Origin of the sequence: Nostoc sp. DedSLP03, from assembly GCF_034530815.1 — a bacterium.
Lineage (GTDB): Bacteria > Cyanobacteriota > Cyanobacteriia > Cyanobacteriales > Nostocaceae > Nostoc.
On record NZ_JAVRCK010000105.1, the window covers coordinates 1 to 17,635 of the forward strand.

A 17,635-nucleotide genomic window follows, 5' to 3' on the forward strand; every position below is an offset into this window, starting at 1 on the left:
CAAATTTATATCTACCAGGCTTTTCGGGCTTTTCTATCCGTCGAACTCACGTTAAACATTAGTGCAAAGCGATCGCTATACTCAATTGTGGAGTTCGTCTGCTAAAGGTTATGGCAAAACCAATTCCTATTCTTTTGCAGATTATGATTCTTACGACTGAAGCAGATAGTTCATGTTTCCCCACCAACCACTACATCTCGAATTCGGAGGCTAGGGCCACCACAACCCACTGACAAGCCATTTTGCCCTCCCTTACCACAACCGCCAGATTCATCCCAATAAAAATCATCACCAAGTGCCTCAATATCCGCTAAAGTTTGGAATACATTTCCCGAAAGCGTCACATCCCGGACAGGTTCAGCAATTTTGCCGTTCCTAATCATCCATGCTTCCCCAGCGCTAAAGGTGAACATTTCCCCATTCGTCATCCCACCCAACCAATTACGGGCATAAACTCCTTCTTTGATATCGGTAAATAAGTCTGCAACTGGTGTTTTACCCCGTTCAATCCAGGTATTTGTCATCCGCACAATGGGAGTAAAATGATAGTTGAGACAGCGGGCGTTACCCGTAGGCGCTTCGTCCAATTTGCCAGCAGTTTCACGAGAATGTAAACGTCCCACTAAAACTCCATCTTTAATTAGTTGAGTAGTAGTAGCTGGTGTGCCTTCATCGTCGTAAAAATAGCTACCGCGATGTCCCTCTGGAGCCGCACCATCAAAAATTTGCAGTTCTTCTGGGCCAAACCGCCGTCCGATGGTCATCACTTCCAGCAGATCGGGGTTTTCGTAGGCCATATCAGCTTCAGAAAGATGTCCGAAGGCTTCGTGGACAAATAAACCCGTGAGAATTGGGTCGATGACTACAGTGTAAGTATTGCCTTTGACCGGTGGTAGAGATAAAGCGGCGATCGCTCTTTGAGCAGCATCTTTTACCTGTTCATCCAAACTAGTTAAATCTTCGTAAGCTTTGCGAGAGCCAGTAGTTTCCCGTCCCGTTTGTACGGTTTCGCCATTTCTGGCGGTGGCGGCAAAGCGCATTTCCATATCCACCCAAGATTGCTCGATCGAAGTACCTTCGGAAGTAGCAATGATTACTTTTTGGGCGCTATCACCGTAACGCACCGAGGTAGTGGTAATTCGGCGATCGACGCTTTTAAGCAATTGGGCATAGCGATCGCACAATTGTTTTTTCTGCGAGAGTGGGATATTTCGGGGGTCAGTACCTTTTAGGGGTAGAATGCATACTGCTTGCACTGGGTCAATGGGTGCAAGTAAAGTTTCTTCATTACCAACCATCCGCGCAGCTGCGATCGCTTCTTCTATACGATCTTCGATTGTTGCCAGTTGGTTAAAACAGCTCAACCCCCATCCGCCTTTATAACAAGCGCGAATATGTCCACCAATGGAGATGCCTTCACTGAGAGTTTCTACCTTGTCGCCACGCAACAAGATATCAGTCCCTTCTGCTTCTTCAAGGCGAATCATCAGATAATCTACACGCTTAGAGTAGCGGGCGATCAGGTCAGAAAGTAAGTTTTGTGCGTCAGCAAGTGTAGTCGGCATTTCCAATTAGTAACAATGACGAACTGCATCAGGACTTACGCAACTGGCATATTATTTTCAGTTCGTAGTGTACCCCTTTGGGGAAGCAAGCTACGCAAAGCGTCTCGCAGAGAGGACTAAAGTACTCAAAATAAGGGCTAGAGCCGCTTACTACAAACTACAAATCCGATTTTTTTGTGACACTTGCGTAAGTCCTATGCATTTATTTTGCAATTATTTGGGGAATTTCTGCTAATCAATTGCTAATCAATATTATGAGCAGACTGGTTTTTGGGGGAGAAGTTGCAGTCAGTTTTTGCTTTGTGCCCCTTTGCCCCTCTGTCTGTTGTGCCCAATCTCCAACCCCCAATCTTGGTTGCGGTGGGTAAGAACTTAATGATATGCTAAGGTAATCAAGTGAGAATAAAATTCGGTTACATTCTTTGTTTTTAGTATTGACAGGCTTTTTCCTTTTGGTCTTAACAAACTTGCCTCCGAAATCTAAATCTCTACACACCTATGATTTTGGAGATAATGCATGTCAATTTATGTAGGTAATCTATCCTACCAGGTCACACAAGAAGACCTCAATTCTGTGTTTGCCGAACACGGTACTGTAAAGCGGGTTCAGTTACCTACTGACCGTGAAACAGGTCGTCCACGAGGCTTTGCTTTTGTAGAGATGGGCACAGAAGCTGAAGAAACAGCTGCTATTGATGCTCTTGATGGAGCTGAATGGATGGGACGCGATCTCAAAGTGAATAAAGCGAAACCAAAGGAAGATAGAGGTGGTTCTTTTGGTGGTGGCGATCGTCGCGGCGGCGGTGGCGGTGGATACAATAGATCGCGCTACTAAGCTTTAAGATCAAAAATTAAATTTTAACGTCTAAAGGGCAGATAAAGATTCTGCCCTTTTTGCGCTTCGGTCTACTAGATGGTTTTAATTGCCCAGTACCAATTAAGTAACCTGAGTTCGGGATAAGCTGAAACCCTCATTACACCGTTGCTTGATTTTGGGATATATTAACGTGCTTGTATCGTTTCAACTAGCTAGAGGTGAATAAACCTGACTTTTCCCGAACTGAGGTTTCTAAGCACGAGTACGCGTAATCTGAGCAGTATCAAAGTCTTGTAACCGAGTCATATTTCCGCTGTTCTTATCAACAATAAATACAGCATTAGGTGTCTCATATCTCATCGCTCCAAAGGCGAGGAGTTGACCTGTTGTAGAGCACACTAAGCTTTGTAAGCCATTATTCCATGCTTGACCATTAACTTTCAATTGTCCTAGTCTGATGGGCTTTTTTTGATTTGGATCTAGCTGCACCAGAGTTGTCTCACCATACGCACCAACTACAGAGCTATAAAGTATTCCATCTGGGGACTCAGCTAGATTGCTGATCCGCTCATCGTCCAGGAATTTAACCTTACTAATAGAACTGATCTCTCCTGTTTGAAGGTTAATATCTACCAATCTGATCGGTGGTGTACCGTTCTTCTTACCTACTAGACCAATGAGTCGCCCATCATTAGTACCTAGCAAGCTCCCAAGCTGTTGATTTGGTTTCAGTCCTGAGACTATCAAAGTTCTTACAGGCGTACCCAAAAATGTAATGCGAGTAGGTGTCGCCTGTCTTCGACTAAGCGCAACCGGAGTAATGGCTACAACGAGTGTGCCATCGCTTAAAGAGGTAAAACCACTCAATATCTCATTAGGCTCTAATAGAGGTGTACTTTTATCCGTAAGTACCTGAGCCTTGCCTGTCATTAAGGATTGCAAAACTAGTCCTACAGGCTTAATATCTGTGCTTACACTGTTTAGGGCAGTGTTCTCTACTAATTCAGTGGTGTTTACCTCTGTAATAGCCGTTTGGTCAATAGTAACAATCGGGCTAGAACCTATACCGACAATATTTACAGTTGGTGTTTCTGCCAAGGCTTTCTTGGTTAGATAACTAAGTCCAGATACTACAGTTCCAGCAAGTGCCAATTGTCCAAACCGTCGACGTGATAGCTTGTAATTCATATTTTCCTTCCTAGAATTAATGACTTTTATTAGGTAGCAATGCGAACATAAACAGATAAGGCTAATATATTTGCGTCCAGGTTGCTACTGAGGGTGTTCCATTGTTGTCACTAATAAAAAGCATGTACCAGCCTGGGGGTGCGATATTTCGATTGTTTATGACCGTGACCTTAAGAGAAGTAGCGTTTCTAGAAATAATGGGTGCATCGACTAACCTTTGTTCTGTATCGCAAGAATGGGTAGTTGCCATTGGTCTAATAAAACTAACCCATTTAATATTTGCAGCTTGGGGTGTTTGAATCGTAAATTGCTGCCCGTAGGTCACTGTTTGAGGAGCGCTCCGAATAACGGGACGCGATCGCGACATATACGCAGGACTGTAGATTTCTAATCGCAGTTCATTAACCGTCCGTTGAGGGTTCCCTCCAGCTGCTACGACCCTACCATCTGGTAGCAGTAAGGCCACCGAGTGATATACGCGGGGGACAGTTTGTTTAGCTACTACTGTCCAGGTATTTGTCGCTGGATTGTAGATTTCTGCTGGCAGCATTGCTTGTGTTGTGTCCTCATTCATTTTGCTACCATTGCAAACAAACACTGTGCGATCGGGCAACAAAACTGCGCTGTGATGCATCCGGGCATAGTTTAAAGGCTTTGCTGCTACGTAAGTTGGATTACTAGCTTTTAAATCGACAATATTTACTCTCTTTGTTGCTGTTTTACCACTACCCCCACCGAGAATCATCACCTTTTGATCTTGTGCAGGTGGTAAAAGAAGACTGGCAGCTTGATCGCCAAAAGCTATGTCTTGCAGCCCTGTCACCACTGTTTCTGTAATGGATTGTGTAAATGTCTCTGGCAGGGTTAATATCCTTGGTGTCACTCCAGTGCCACCCATCTGAGCACCTGAATAAAAAACTTTTCCACTACTTAGTAGAAACAGATGTGCGTATGGTGGTAAAGCACTAGTTGTTGGAAAAGCGTTCCAACCATTTGGAAAGAAAGCAGAATAAATTTCTGGTTGTCTATTGAGCTTGCCATCTTTATCCGGCCCAGACACTGCTAAGACTCGACCGCTGCCTAGTGTTAACACAGTAGGATACCAGCGACCATTATTCATTGATAGGATCTTGACCCATTTCTCAGCAATGGGATCAAACATCAGAGCATAGGGTGAACCATAAAATGGGTCATAACGCAAAGTTCCACCTGCAACCAATAACAGACCATCAGGCCGGAAGGAGTGACCAGCGCAAAAAAGATCCATAGGTTGATTGTTACTATCCAATGGAGGCGCTTGACGGGAAAAGGTTCCCTTGTTTATATCCCAGACCACACTGTCATAGGGAGTATTTAACCGATTGGGATCGTTACCTGAGCCACAGAAAAAGAATATTTTACCAGTACGAAGTAGAGCGGCATGTATAGGTAGGATTGGAGCTTTGTACGACAATACTTGCCATTTATCTGTAGTAGTAGCCAGAGCAATGGAAGTCCCTAAATCTGATGCCTCTTGAAGGTTAGTGTTGTTATTAAGTTGAGTCACTTTGGTTACAATTCTTTCTAGGTGAACTTTATTTTTTGTACTTTATTTTATTAATTGATTTTTCAATTTATATCTATACTTCTTTAGGCTTATTTAATATTAAAAATATGATCTGTTTCATAATAAAGAAATCTAAAATTGGATGCGATTAATAGTAATTGGACTATCAATTATACATCCTGTAGAGTATCTAAATTAAGCCTTAACTACATTGCTACTATATAATAATACTACATCTAATTCACGAAGTTTTCTTATAAAATATTTTCTCAGAGAAGAAAATAAATATTTTTGGTTTTGCAGCCTCAATTTGTGAAATCATCGAAAATCTATAGTCACTTTTTGAGAATTAGATAAATTAATAAAAAGCTTGTATAGTAAGGGTTTTATAGGTTAAAATTAGCAACATTAATTTGTGAATGTATATTAATCAAGAATAATTATCCAAGACCATCTGTATCCCTACAACTATTTAATGTAGCGGATTATTTCGGCAACTGACCAAGCTTGAGCGATCGCTCCTCTGGGTGTGTGAGGTGAATCGCCATCAAAAATCTCAGAAATAGAACCAAGACAAGCATCAAGGAAAAAGTGATCTAGCAAGGGTTGCCAATCAAAAGGCAACGATTGTTGTGGATAAAAACGTTGCCAAGCCCGAATATACGGCCCTATTAGCCAAGTCCAAACAGTGCCTTGATGATAAGCGCGATCGCGTTGTTGTTGATCGCCCTCATATTTTCCTTTATATTCTGGATCTCCTGGATCGAGACTGCGAAGACCATAAGGAGTGAGCAAGCTGGTAGTTGCCAAATCTAATATCTGACACCCTTGCTGTTCGGAAAACCCACAATGGTGTAACGACAGCGCCAAAACGGCATTCGGACGAATTTGAAAATTCCGGCGATCGTCTGGCTCAATAGTATCGTAGAGATAACCTAGCTGAGGATTCCAGAATTTTTGCAGTGAGGTTTTCACGTGTTGTGCTTGGTTAGCATAACGCTGTGCTTGCTTAGTAAGACGCACTGGTGAGCCATACTCCATTTGGCTCAAGCGCTCTGCCCACTGATTCAGCCAACATAAAGCAGAATACCACAGCGCATTGATTTCCACTGGCTTCCCATAACGGGGTGTGACAGGGTGTGTCCCAATTATCACATCCATCCAGGTGAGAGCTACACCAGGAGCATCCCAACTAACTAGCCCATCGGTAGCATCCACCTGGATATTGAAATGTGTACCACCGACAAACGCTTTATAGATTTGCTGTACTACAGGGAATTGCTCTGCCAAAAAATCCCAGTCTTGGGTAGCTTCTAAATAAAGTCCTAAAGTTTCAATCCACCACAATGCCGCATCGATACTGTTATAAATTGGTTCGCCATTGAAATCGGGAAATGCATTCGCAATCAAACCGTGGCGACAATAATGGCCAAAAGTTCGCAATACTCCTTTTGCAAGGTCAAAACGCTGTGGAACTAATGCCAACCCTGGTAAAGCGATTAATGTATCGCGTCCCCAGTCATTAAACCAGTGATAACCAGCAATAACCGTAGGGCCAGCAATTGAGGCTCGATAAACGATAAAGCGATCGCTTGCTTTGAGTAGTTGTTGCCAGATTGGGAATTGGGCATTGGGCATTGGGCATTGGGCATGGAGAAGAGACAAAGGAGACAAGAAAGAAGGGGGAGATTTGGGAGAGATTTTCAATAATTCCTCCTTGTCCCCCAAGTCTCCCCTGCTTCCCTGCTCCTCTGCCCCTCGGTCACTGAGCGTAGCCGAAGTGCTGCCCCCCTGCTCCCCTGCCTCTCTACCCTCTCTCCATCCAAAAATCTGTGAGAGCCTTTCTTGCTCTGCCTCCACAGCTTCTGTGAAGGTTTTGACGGAGAGAACACCTGGCACTGAGTCGGGAAAACCTACTCGTGCTTCTAAAGTTACCGTATCTCCTGGTTGAAGTGTGACTATCAAATAACCAGGACTGTGGAGGTCTTCCTTGTCGCCTAATCCCCGTTTTGTCTCCTCAGATAATCTATAATCCCAATACCAAACTGCATCTGGTTGATAATTTCCTTGTGTCCAACGCAAGTGCCAAGGTATGCCGAAGCGCCCAGAATTGATTGCTTGTAAACAGACTTGCTGTTCCCCTAGCAATTGTGAAAACTGTAATTCTTGACTAGCAATCTGCTGGTGATGAAAGTCACGTTCTGCTATCAACAGTCGCAATCGTAAAATCGCTGTTTCAGTTCCTTCATAGCGATACTGAATTAAAATTCGATGGCAAAATTGGGCATTGGACATAAGAGGCAGAGGACCAGAGGGACACAGGGGCAGGGGGGAAAAACTTTCTGCAACTTCTCCCCAGCTCCCCTGCTCCCCAGCTCCCCAGCCTCCAGTCCCCACCAAACCATAGGGCATCACCAATTGTCTAGTTAATTGCCAGTTATCTTGACCCCAAGTCCATTTGGGAACTGGGTTAATATCAAAACAGCGTAGCTGTTCGTAGCCTGTTCGCTCAATCTGACCGTTACCCCAAACATTTGTCCCTAGTGCCACAACGCTCCCTAATATTTCCAAGCTAGCTTCTAGGTGCGAAAGCAGCAGAGTCCTTCCAGAAGGTGGGTTTGTTGCAGCAAACAGCCAACCATGATATGTGCGCGTGCGGACATCAGAAATTGTACCGCTGGCAAAACTTCCTAAGCCGTTGGTAAGCAACCATTCTCTTGTATCTAAATCAGACATTTGCTACTCAAAATCGTTATGAGTATGATATAGTCGTAACAGATCGTAATTAAACTGTGAGAGCGTGGATGGGTAAATTTTACTTGACCCAAATTCCAACGCTACTAAACCGATAAAGGAGAATTAGGTTAATGTCCCTTACTTACGGAACCGAAGGAAGCCTCCGCGTTGGTCAACAAGCTCCCGATTTCACAGCAACAGCTGTGGTAGATCAGGAATTTAAGACAATCAAACTTTCCGATTATCGCGGTAAGTATGTCATCCTGTTTTTCTACCCACTAGACTTTACCTTTGTTTGTCCTACTGAAATTACAGCATTTAGCGATCGCTACGAAGAATTCAAGAAAATCAATACTGAAGTCCTTGGGGCTTCCGTTGACAGTGAGTTCTCTCACCTCGCTTGGATTCAAACAGATCGTAAGTCTGGTGGCGTCGGCGACCTGAATTATCCTCTAGTCTCCGACATCAAGAAAGAGATCAGCGCTGCTTACAACGTTCTTGACCCAGCAGCAGGCATAGCCTTGCGTGGTCTGTTCATCATCGATAAAGATGGTATCATACAGCACGCCACCATTAACAATCTAGCTTTTGGTCGTAGCGTTGATGAAACCCTGCGGACATTACAAGCAATTCAGTATGTTCAGTCTCACCCTGACGAAGTTTGCCCAGCTGGTTGGCAACCTGGTGACAAGACCATGAATCCTGACCCAGTGAAGTCTAAAGTCTACTTCTCTGCTGTCTAAATTTCGCTAGCTAAAAAACTCTAATCCAGCCTTTTAGAGTTGAAAGCAAAATCAATGAAAACCACAGATAAACAGAGATACACATTAAACAATAATGTCAACCTCAGTCAATATCTGTGGTTTTTTATAAAATAGTATTTAAATAATCAAGGCTAAAAATATGTTAACTTCAACTGACTTTAGTGGCTTATTAAATGAGCGATTCTTCCGAAATTTTTTACCAGTTCCAGCTAGCAATCAACTTAGATTGGGAGTAGGAACACCAGACTTTCAACTGCCAGATATTACCAACGGAACTTTAGTAAAGCTGTCTGATTATAAAGGCAAACAACCAGTGTTACTCGCCTTTACTCGCATCTTTACCGAAAACCAATATTGCCCTCTTTGTTTTCCTCACATCAAAGCCTTGAATAAAAACTACGAGCAATTCAAAAATCGCGGTATAGAAGTTTTAATGATAACTAGTACCGATGAAAGGCAGAGTCAAATAGTTGTGAAGGATTTAGGCGTAAAAATGCCACTTTTGAGCGATCCTAGTTGTCGAGTATTTCGTACATATCAAGTAGGACAAGCACTAGGAGCGCCTTTACCAGCACAGTTTGTATTAGATAAAGAAGGAAAATTGCGCTACTGGCATTTATTTTCTTTTTTGGATCGTAATGCTAGTGTTGAGACATTGTTAGAACAATTCAATTGACTATAAATATTCAAAATAAATTGCGTTTGGTGTGGAAAACTAGCTATTAAGAATTGGAACTCTTAAGATTTGAATGGTAATTTAGACCCTAATCATATCATCAAATCTTAATAGTTTCACTTTTTTAAAAAGTATTACGAATTACAAATTATCTTTGAGGATAATATTGAGGATTCGCAACTTGGGGCTGATAACCGTTTGTGGGTATTGTATTTCCCATACCGTTAGGTACAGGAGTGGCAACAGGAGGCTGATAAATGCTCATGGGCGCAGTGCCTGTTGTAGCGTTAGGTAAAGCAGGATTCGCAACCTGGGGCTGATAACCATTTGTGGGTACAGGGTTTGTAGTGGTGTTTGGTGTGACAACATTCTGGCTAAACTCTTGGTAGGCTGCACGAGAAATTGAGCTAATCAATTTTTCGGCGCGGGGATCGTTTGCAGGACGTTGTACCATTACAGAGGCTATGTAGCGCTTGCCAGTTGGAACCACAATTAAACCTGTATCTGCCAACATTGTACCGATATCACCAGTTTTGTGGTATGCTCTTGCACCTGTTCCCAAACCTGCTGGCAGCAAAGTGTCTTTTTGGGTGCGACGCAAGATATCAAGCATGAGATCGCGTGATGGCATACTGACTAAATTTCCTTGACTGACAATCGCCATCAAATTCCCTAGTTCTTTGGGACTAGTGGTATTTGTCCCTTGCAAATCTGGGAGTTGATTACGAATTGTTGTGGTTGTCAATCCCCAACTACGGAAACGCTGGTTTAAAGCGTCTATTCCTCCTAGTCGGGCAATCAGCATATTCGTCGCCGTGTTATCGCTGATTGTAATCATTTTAGTGACTACTTCCAAAGCGGCGTACTGAGTTCCTGGTGGTTTGTATTGCAGATTTCCTGAACCGCCAGCGACCATATCTTGTTGCATGGTCAGCATATCATCTAGGCGAATTTTCCCCGCGTCTACATCCTGGAAAAAGGCAATCAAAATCGGTAATTTAATTGTGCTAGCCGCCGGAAAACTGGTAGAAGCATTGATATCTACATAATTACCAGTATCCAAATCTACTAAGAAAATTCCAGGTGTGAGATTTGGGTTGGTCGCCGCCAAATTTTGCACGGCATTTTTCAAAGAGGTAATTTCTTGAGATAGGTATAGACTCGAAGCTGCGGCTGGGGGAGTTTGGGTAGGTTGTGGCTGCGATCGCGCCACATTACTAACATTACTATTAGATTGCGACGCCGAATTTGTGCTGATGCGATTGGCTGGGTCTAATACTGACAATACAGTGCCCACAATTGCACCCATGCCAATACCCACAATCAATAACCGCAAAACATACAATACGGTTTTGGCCATTGGCTTTAACTGGGTTTTTCGCGATGAGCGTCTGCCTGTTTTTGGCTTTTCCATCCGCACTGTTTTAACCATCACAGCACCCGGTCGGAAGGGAGGAATTTTTCCCTTGACACTAGGTATTGATTTTACTGCCGTTGGCATAACTAACCCCGATTTTACCCTACGTGTAGCGCCAGAGATTGGGGAGGAAGGACTGATTTGATTTTTTGGGCGTGTTAGTGCCCCTTCTTGTCCATTTGTAGTTTGCTGCTGACTGTTAGCTTTAACTTTCTTCCTTACCACTTTTTGAACTTTTTGTGGCTGCTGACGGCGATTTAAGGGTTGACGCCGCGAGAAAGCTGTTAGTTCGCCACTTGATTCTGACACCGTTACTCCTTGTGACCCACTTGAGTGTTTTCTTGCAGACTCTTGACCCCAAACTTAATCTTTAAGCAATATTAATACTCAAATTCCACTTTGCCACTAAGTAGCATTTTTGTGTTTAGTTTAAGCCATATTAATTATTTTGGGGAGATGATTGCGTATATATTAAACGAATAATTACAAGTTTTCACTATTGTTCTGGTTTTTCAGGGCCCATTCTACCTGCTGCAAAATTCCTCGTAGCATGGCCACCTCCCCAGTTTTCAAGTGAGCGCGATTATACAATTGGCGAAATTTTCTCATCCGACTAGCTGCCGTATGGGGATATACATAACCAATTTTCAGTAATAGTGATTCTAATTGCTGGTAGTATCCTTCCACAACATCTAAGGGTGCGAGTTCAGTTTGAGGTAAAGTTTGAGTGTCAAGTTTTTGGGCACATTGTGACAATTCATAACAACATATTGCGACAGCAGTAGCCAAATTTAGGGCGACATAATCTTGACTTGTGGGAATGCCAACAAACCTCTGTGCATAATTTAATTCTTCATTGCTTAATCCCCGGTCTTCTCTGCCAAAAATCAGGGCTGTGGGTTTTTCTGGTTCCTCCACTAACCAGGGTAGTGCAGTGCGAGGATTTTCTAAAGGTGTTTCTAAACTACGAACGCGACCAGTGGTAGCGATCGCCCTGACACATCCATGTAATGCTTCTGGTAAGGTTGCCACGAATACCGCAGATTCTAAAATTTCCTGAGCGTGAACAGCCATCATCAAAGCTTCCGTCGATAGGGGATCGCATTGGGGGTTCACTAGTACTAAATTATATAGCCCGAAATTTTTCATTACTCTGGCGATCGCGCCGATATTGATCGGCCCAGCTGGTTCTACCAACACAATTCTTAATCCAGCCAAGCCCATTTTTTGCCTCCTGCGATCGCACCAGATAATCCTTACAGGCTAATTTTCAGCGCTATACTTCTGCTGAAGAGTTTCCTTGAAATCATTTTAGCGGTGTAAGTGAATGCCTGCGTCAAGTCTAAACAGTTCGGCGCAATTAAGATAAGTTACCTGCTTTAATCATCACAACTCAGTGTTCAATACGTTCGTATTCATCTAGTTCTTTCAACTCCGTGGGTGTGAGTTCACCTGCGTTACTACGTATTAGCAAGGTACGCAACCGTTCTTGCATTTCGGGAGTAGGTTTAAATTCAGCAATTTGTTCGGAAGTGGGGTTGCTAGCCAAAAAATCTAGAATATATTGGTAAACTTGTGCTGGTACAGCTGGTTGTTGGAGGCTCAATGCAAGTAGTTCAGGTAAGCGTAGACACAAAGTGGCTTGCCGCAAGGCATCGCCTACTTGTGCTAGTTTTTGAGATAGTTCCTCTGAAACACAATTCTTAATCCAGCCAAGCTCATTTTTTGCCTCTAGCGAGTTTACTGTTTGCAAGGCTGTAATCAACAGCAGTAAAATGGCGATCGCTTTGTTGAGTAATCACTTCTAGCAACTGATGTACAACTGCAATCAATTGATCGCCATTATTATAAAACTTCGATGCAAACATAATTCAATTAATTTGACAAAGCCAGGATTCATCTTCTATACGTTTTGCAATCGGATGTTTTGTTATTGTTTCAGGGTTAGATGTATCGGTATGCCATCCTTGCCAAATATCTGTGGCGAGTTTAGAAAACTCACCCTGTATCTGAAACCAGCTAGGATTATCTTCTCTGTTCCATAATAAATAAAGTAAATCTAAAACTTTCTCAGAGGTGCGGTTACTGGTTGGATTTAATTTACCTTTATTTGATTCAGTTAACTGGTCTTCTTGCATAAATACCCTGGTAATTCCCTCTTTGGTGCTTAAGTTACCAAGCTTTTTTGAACATCGGAAAATATCAAAAAGCGCATCACAAATGCGCCTATTCAAACCTAAATATACAGAGCCTTTAAGGGATTTCAAGAAACATATTAAAGCATTAAGAGGCTCATTTTGAATCAATAAAAGATACTCTCCATGCAGTAAATAAATTTCTGAAAGAACAGCTTCCCGAAAATTCTGACTGTGGCCAGTTGTTAAATCAGCATTAGCAAGTTTATCAGCAAGTTTATATGCCTGTATTGATAATTGGCTCTTTCCAAGCCTGATCCAGACTCGTCCTGCTAAAGCTAACCATCTAGTTACTCGCTGAGTTGAACCAATACGTAATGCGTAGTGAGCAGCTCTGAGAAAATCGTCTGCGGCTTTTTCAAGTATTTCTTTATCATCGCTAAGATAGAACTCTATTCGCGCAGCATTTCCGTAAATTTCAGACAGGGCTTTATAAATATCTAAACCAGGGTCTTTGTAGCACGATCCTTGTTCAATTGTGTTTTTAATTTCTGTCTTCCAGTTTTCTAATTCTAATTTCAGCCAATTACTCCTTTGTTTGCATTCAAATAAATCTGGTTTATGTCCGCAGGAAAGTTCATACAAATAGATTTCTGACTGTATTAGAGCTTGTATCGGAACAAGCTCTTGTTTTACATCTTCATCTTCCTCAATTACTTTTTGAATTTCTTCAATTAGTGATTTTAAGTTACTGATATTACCTTGAGCGTTAGATAGTCTAAGCTCTAGACGTTTGGCAATAAAATAACAACGATAAAAGTTAAGTCGATATGAAAAATAAATCTTTTCTTTGGGAAGTTTCTTCAATTCATCCTTAGCTATATCAGCAATTTTATTGATTTCAGTCGGCTTACACTCATCATCAAGGAACTGAAAATTTTGAAAAGCGTTTCTGACTTTAGTTAATCGCTTCCTCAAATCAGCAAGAGCTTTGCAAGCTGAGACGTAGATTTCTATATCGAGTTGGTTTTTTGTACTTTGATCTGCTAGCCATTGTTTAGTAGCATATACAATTGCTTGCAGCATAGTAATCATTGAATCTCGGTCAACCCAAATTCCTTGATACTTTTGTTCTTTTCCTAACATGACAGTTGTTTCAACTAAGGAATCAATGCTGCTGTCTAAGGTTTTTGTTGAAATGTTGATATTACTGATATCTTCTGTCAATCCCAGATGTAGGCTACAAGCATTTATAGCATTCTCTAGAATTGTGTTTCCAGAAGTATAAATCCACTCAATTAATTCATGAGATTCTTGATTATAACTAAAGCTACAAGTTACAACCGCCATAATTACCGGATTCAGCAAATCAAAGAACTTGTCTTGTTTTGAGTTTTTTAAGTCTGAACGTGGAGTGTTGCGATCGTTTTCTTTTTTTAGTTTTTCTAAGTCTGAATCTGGAGTTTTCAGATCGCATTCTGCTTCATAAGCAATCTTGACAAATTTATCGTATAAGTTTTTATAATCATCTTCTACATTGATAGACTTAGATAAAGTTTTAAATTCGGTTTTTTGAACTCTAATATGAAGGTTAGGTACATTTTTAGGCATCTGCTCCTTGATAGCGATGCTCATGAATAGTCTAATCGCCTCTTGCTGAGTGAAGTTTTTCTTGCCTCCAGCTTTAAGTCTGCTCCAGGTTCGCTGTAGCTTGTCAATTACTTCAAGTCTGAGTTTTAAACCTAGCGTTGGGTAAGTTTCATTTCGCATTGAGTCATTTTGGAGACTATGGATCAGAGATGTTAAGTAATCAGGATCATGACTGTTTGGATTTTCCGAATTCTGACTATTTGGATTTTCCGAGCTAAGTTTTTTGCTACTAGTAATTACTATTTTGTTACTGGCGATCGCTAAGAATTCCTGGGTTATAGAAACTAAATCTTCAAATTCAAGAAACTCAAGCAATGCAACTACCTGAGCAACTTGAAAAAATCTTTCTGGAGTTACCCGAATTATTTTGGTTTTTTCTGGCAAAAATCCTGCGGACTCTAGCAACTCGTCTACCCCAATCTTTCCCAGCAACTTACGCATTTTTTCAGGATTAGGCAGTTCGTCAGCATTAGATTTAGTTTCTTGCTGGTTACTCTCAATCTCTGTCTTTAGCTTCTTTTTTGATACTTCACCATTCTCAAGACTCTCACATAGTTTGATCAAGCTTTTGCGATCGACTGGCAATCGCTGCTTTTTACCTTTTTTTAAGAAATTAATTATAACAGGACGGCTAACATCCATCCCTTGTGATAGCTCCACCTGCGTTGCTGCCATTTTATCTAAGTAAAAGTACAGCAGCTCTCGTAGTTCTTCTTGATCTTCAACATTTTCTTGGCTCATAATCTTGATTCTAGCCATAACGAATAGTCTAATGTAAATCCACTTTACATTGAAAATCAAATTGATGATTTTTTATCGCTTTTAATACAGAATTTAGGTTACAAAACTTTACTTTGCACAAAAATCGCTGTTTATGATACTGTTTTTAGTTTTCATTAGGTACTGTGTAGTTTGTATTACAACAAAATACTGTTTTTTTATTTGACATCTACTAGTATGGTTAGAATTACTCAGAACTTACGCACTCAGATCCCCCAAACCCCCTTAAAAAGGGGGCTTTAGACGTTCCCCCCTTTTTAAGGGGGGCTAGGGGGATCGGGTTTTCAAGCTTCAGTGCGTAAGTCCTATTACTGTTGAATTTACAGTGTATGGATCATGTACCTTTTCCGATAGAGCAAATCCTCAACTCCTGCCAAGAACAGATAATTTGGCTTGAGCAATTTAATACTTCAGGATTTATCGAGATCCAGTGTTGTCTTATTAAAGGTAAGCACACAGCCAAGTGCAAATATGGATATTTTCAAGATTTCCAATTTGCACCAAACGACTTAGCTAACTGGAAGACACCTCTTTTATCTAGACGGTCAGAAATCTTGGAAACTCGAGACCAAGTTCTGAAAACGCTTAACAGTGCATTATTTGAAACTTGTCATCAACAGCAAGGTTACGCAAATATTCTGATTCGGTATCATAGGCGGACTGGTCAATATGGATTGCAATTTTGTCCGTCTATACGTTACTGAATTAAGCTTTGATGATTTTAGAGGCAATGACAGCACAGCTGCACCTCACAACTTTTTGTAACGAGTCGCGCCTGGTGTGAGAGCTGATTCGTAAACAACTGAATTTCTGTTAATAAGTCATCGCTTTGATGGGAATAACCACAACGGATGTTGTTGAAGCTTAAGCTTCAGACATCCGTTGTTGCGTTTATAACACTAAAAGCACAAATTTATTAATCGCTTAAACAACAGAAAAATTTTATAAGCTGTGTTATAAAGTTTCTGCAAAATGTCAGACAAATCAATCACTTAAACTCTATCTTCGAGGTTCATAGTTATGGCAAAAAATCAGGAAACTCTTTTACTTAGAATCACTTTAATACTCATCAAAAGTTCTTTATTAGCAATATTTTGTTTGGCGATCGCGTACATTTTATCAATCGGTTTTGAAGCTTTGCATATTTTCGTCATGCTACTGCCATTTGTTGGAAAATACTTTTATAAGTTGGGAATTATGCTTCTGTGCTTAATTCTAACAACAGTTGTTTTTGAATCTCTGCGTTAAATATCCTTGAAAGGATAATTTTGACTGCAAAACTGCTTTGTGTTTTGACATTAGATTCACCCTTACCTTGTACTAGGATGACGAATACAGCGATCGCTCCTTTCTGTAATTGAGAACTAACACTTGTTAACACTATCTTTGGTGCGATCGCCTGTCTCCTAAATATACTAGTAATCCCTCATTACTACACCCGACAAACTATTATCACCTGATTACCATAGTCGAGAGAACATAATGAATAACGTATATGTTGCAGTACCATATCTTGTGGCGCTAATTCTTGGCATAATTTATCGCAAACCGGTTTCTGACCTAATTAGTCGTTTAGTAAGAGCTAAAGTTTCAAGCAATGGAGTAGAGGTAGAAACCCACAAACAACTTGGAAAGCTCACTCATCAAGGTCAAGAAATGACCTTTATCCTCAAAGAGATTAGCAATAATATAGAGAAAATAGCTCACCATGAGAAGCCTTTTACTGATTACATTGAAGCACTTCAAGATACGGAAAAGCGTATTCGAGAATGTTTGGAAGGTAATAAATTGAATTGCGAAAACCATGTTGATATTAAAATATTAGCTGTTTCTATGACGTTTTCATGGAATTTTGTTGCGGGAAAAGTTACTAAAATATTGAATGATTATGCAAATGCACATATCAATATTGAAATCCTACTTGTTGATAGTGATTCTAAATAATCACTTCAGGTTGAAAGTTTCGATATTAATTGGGCAGCAGAAAGTAGACAAAGAGTGACGCAGATTAAGAATTTCATCAATGGATTACCAGATAACTGGCGTGACAGATTTTCTATTTCAGCCAGAGTGTACAAAAACATACCTCATTGGCATGGCTTTTTGGTAAATGGCGAACACCTATTTTTAGGAAGAACTGATTGGGATTTTTCCACAAATAAACCTAAGCTGAGTGTCGGTCAAAACAAGTATCGATACTTTAACCAAAGTGCTGTTGCAGGTTCAGAACGTATTGATTTGTTTTCAGATTGGCATAAGTACTATTTTGAATTTGCTTCTAAATCCATCCACGGTATTAATTAGAACAATGGATGATTCTTGTGGGGTATCTTTCTTGTTCTGACCGGAGCAACGGAAACG

The 17,635-nt window shown here is 41.0% G+C and carries 16 protein-coding genes; 6 read left to right on the forward strand and 10 right to left on the reverse strand.

What is annotated here, in order from left to right:
• Positions 1-170 precede the first annotated feature (170 nt).
• Positions 171-1,565, reverse strand: a complete 1,395-nt coding sequence (locus tag RM368_RS32660) for a TldD/PmbA family protein (RefSeq protein WP_322697905.1) — start codon at positions 1,563-1,565, stop codon at positions 171-173.
• A gap of 517 nt (positions 1,566-2,082) precedes the next feature.
• On the opposite strand from RM368_RS32660, the gene RM368_RS32665 reads away from it, so the two are divergent.
• Positions 2,083-2,400 carry an RNA-binding protein gene (locus RM368_RS32665; RefSeq protein ID WP_322697906.1) on the forward strand — a complete coding sequence of 106 codons (318 nt, stop codon included), beginning with the start codon at positions 2,083-2,085 and terminating at the stop codon, positions 2,398-2,400.
• A 234-nt stretch (positions 2,401-2,634) separates the two neighbouring features.
• Here the strand turns inward: RM368_RS32665 and RM368_RS32670 are convergent, their stop codons facing one another.
• The 3 genes from RM368_RS32670 to RM368_RS32680 all read right to left on the reverse strand — a co-directional run bounded on the left by RM368_RS32670 (position 2,635) and on the right by RM368_RS32680 (position 7,852).
• Positions 2,635-3,570, reverse strand: a complete 936-nt coding sequence (locus tag RM368_RS32670) for a hypothetical protein (protein ID WP_322697907.1) — start codon at positions 3,568-3,570, stop codon at positions 2,635-2,637.
• A 61-nt stretch (positions 3,571-3,631) separates the two neighbouring features.
• Positions 3,632-5,116 (reverse strand): galactose oxidase-like domain-containing protein, encoded by a 1,485-nt coding sequence (locus RM368_RS32675; protein ID WP_322697908.1) that lies wholly within the window; start codon positions 5,114-5,116, stop codon positions 3,632-3,634.
• Between the two features lie 468 nt (positions 5,117-5,584).
• Positions 5,585-7,852: an amylo-alpha-1,6-glucosidase gene (locus RM368_RS32680; RefSeq protein ID WP_322697909.1), complete on the reverse strand. Its 2,268-nt coding sequence runs from the start codon at positions 7,850-7,852 to the stop codon at positions 5,585-5,587.
• 131 nt (positions 7,853-7,983) lie between these two features.
• Between RM368_RS32680 and RM368_RS32685 the strand changes: the two genes are divergently transcribed.
• Positions 7,984-8,595, forward strand: a complete 612-nt coding sequence (locus RM368_RS32685; RefSeq protein WP_322651784.1) for a peroxiredoxin — start codon at positions 7,984-7,986, stop codon at positions 8,593-8,595.
• Positions 8,596-8,755: 160 nt separating this feature from the next.
• Positions 8,756-9,292 carry a peroxiredoxin gene (locus tag RM368_RS32690; protein ID WP_322697910.1) on the forward strand — a complete coding sequence of 179 codons (537 nt, stop codon included), beginning with the start codon at positions 8,756-8,758 and terminating at the stop codon, positions 9,290-9,292.
• A 148-nt stretch (positions 9,293-9,440) separates the two neighbouring features.
• Here RM368_RS32690 and RM368_RS32695 read toward each other — a convergent pair whose 3' ends face one another.
• From RM368_RS32695 to RM368_RS32715, 5 genes are all read right to left on the reverse strand, one after another.
• Positions 9,441-11,018: a serine hydrolase gene (locus RM368_RS32695; RefSeq protein WP_322697911.1), complete on the reverse strand. Its 1,578-nt coding sequence runs from the start codon at positions 11,016-11,018 to the stop codon at positions 9,441-9,443.
• Positions 11,019-11,192: 174 nt separating this feature from the next.
• Positions 11,193-11,933: an RNA methyltransferase gene (locus RM368_RS32700; protein WP_322697912.1), complete on the reverse strand. Its 741-nt coding sequence runs from the start codon at positions 11,931-11,933 to the stop codon at positions 11,193-11,195.
• Positions 11,934-12,102: 169 nt separating this feature from the next.
• On the reverse strand, positions 12,103-12,462 hold the full coding sequence (locus RM368_RS32705) for a hypothetical protein (protein WP_322697913.1): 360 nt from the start codon (positions 12,460-12,462) through the stop codon (positions 12,103-12,105).
• A complete protein-coding gene (locus RM368_RS32710) occupies positions 12,428-12,577 on the reverse strand; it encodes a hypothetical protein (RefSeq protein WP_322697914.1) in 150 nt (49 codons plus the stop codon). Before RM368_RS32710 ends, RM368_RS32705 begins: the two co-directional genes overlap by 35 nt.
• Before the next feature lie 3 nt (positions 12,578-12,580).
• A complete protein-coding gene (locus RM368_RS32715; protein ID WP_416212279.1) occupies positions 12,581-15,235 on the reverse strand; it encodes a hypothetical protein in 2,655 nt (884 codons plus the stop codon).
• Positions 15,236-15,603: 368 nt separating this feature from the next.
• Here RM368_RS32715 and RM368_RS32720 point away from each other — a divergent pair, with 368 nt between their 5' ends.
• A complete protein-coding gene (locus RM368_RS32720; RefSeq protein WP_322697916.1) occupies positions 15,604-15,978 on the forward strand; it encodes a hypothetical protein in 375 nt (124 codons plus the stop codon).
• A 491-nt stretch (positions 15,979-16,469) separates the two neighbouring features.
• Here RM368_RS32720 and RM368_RS32725 read toward each other — a convergent pair whose 3' ends face one another.
• Positions 16,470-16,655, reverse strand: a complete 186-nt coding sequence (locus RM368_RS32725) for a hypothetical protein (protein ID WP_322697917.1) — start codon at positions 16,653-16,655, stop codon at positions 16,470-16,472.
• A gap of 101 nt (positions 16,656-16,756) precedes the next feature.
• On the opposite strand from RM368_RS32725, the gene RM368_RS32730 reads away from it, so the two are divergent.
• Both RM368_RS32730 and RM368_RS32735 read left to right on the forward strand, forming a co-directional pair.
• Positions 16,757-17,218, forward strand: a complete 462-nt coding sequence (locus tag RM368_RS32730; protein ID WP_322697918.1) for a hypothetical protein — start codon at positions 16,757-16,759, stop codon at positions 17,216-17,218.
• A 54-nt stretch (positions 17,219-17,272) separates the two neighbouring features.
• A complete protein-coding gene (locus tag RM368_RS32735) occupies positions 17,273-17,578 on the forward strand; it encodes a hypothetical protein (RefSeq protein ID WP_322697919.1) in 306 nt (101 codons plus the stop codon).
• Positions 17,579-17,635 lie beyond the last annotated feature (57 nt).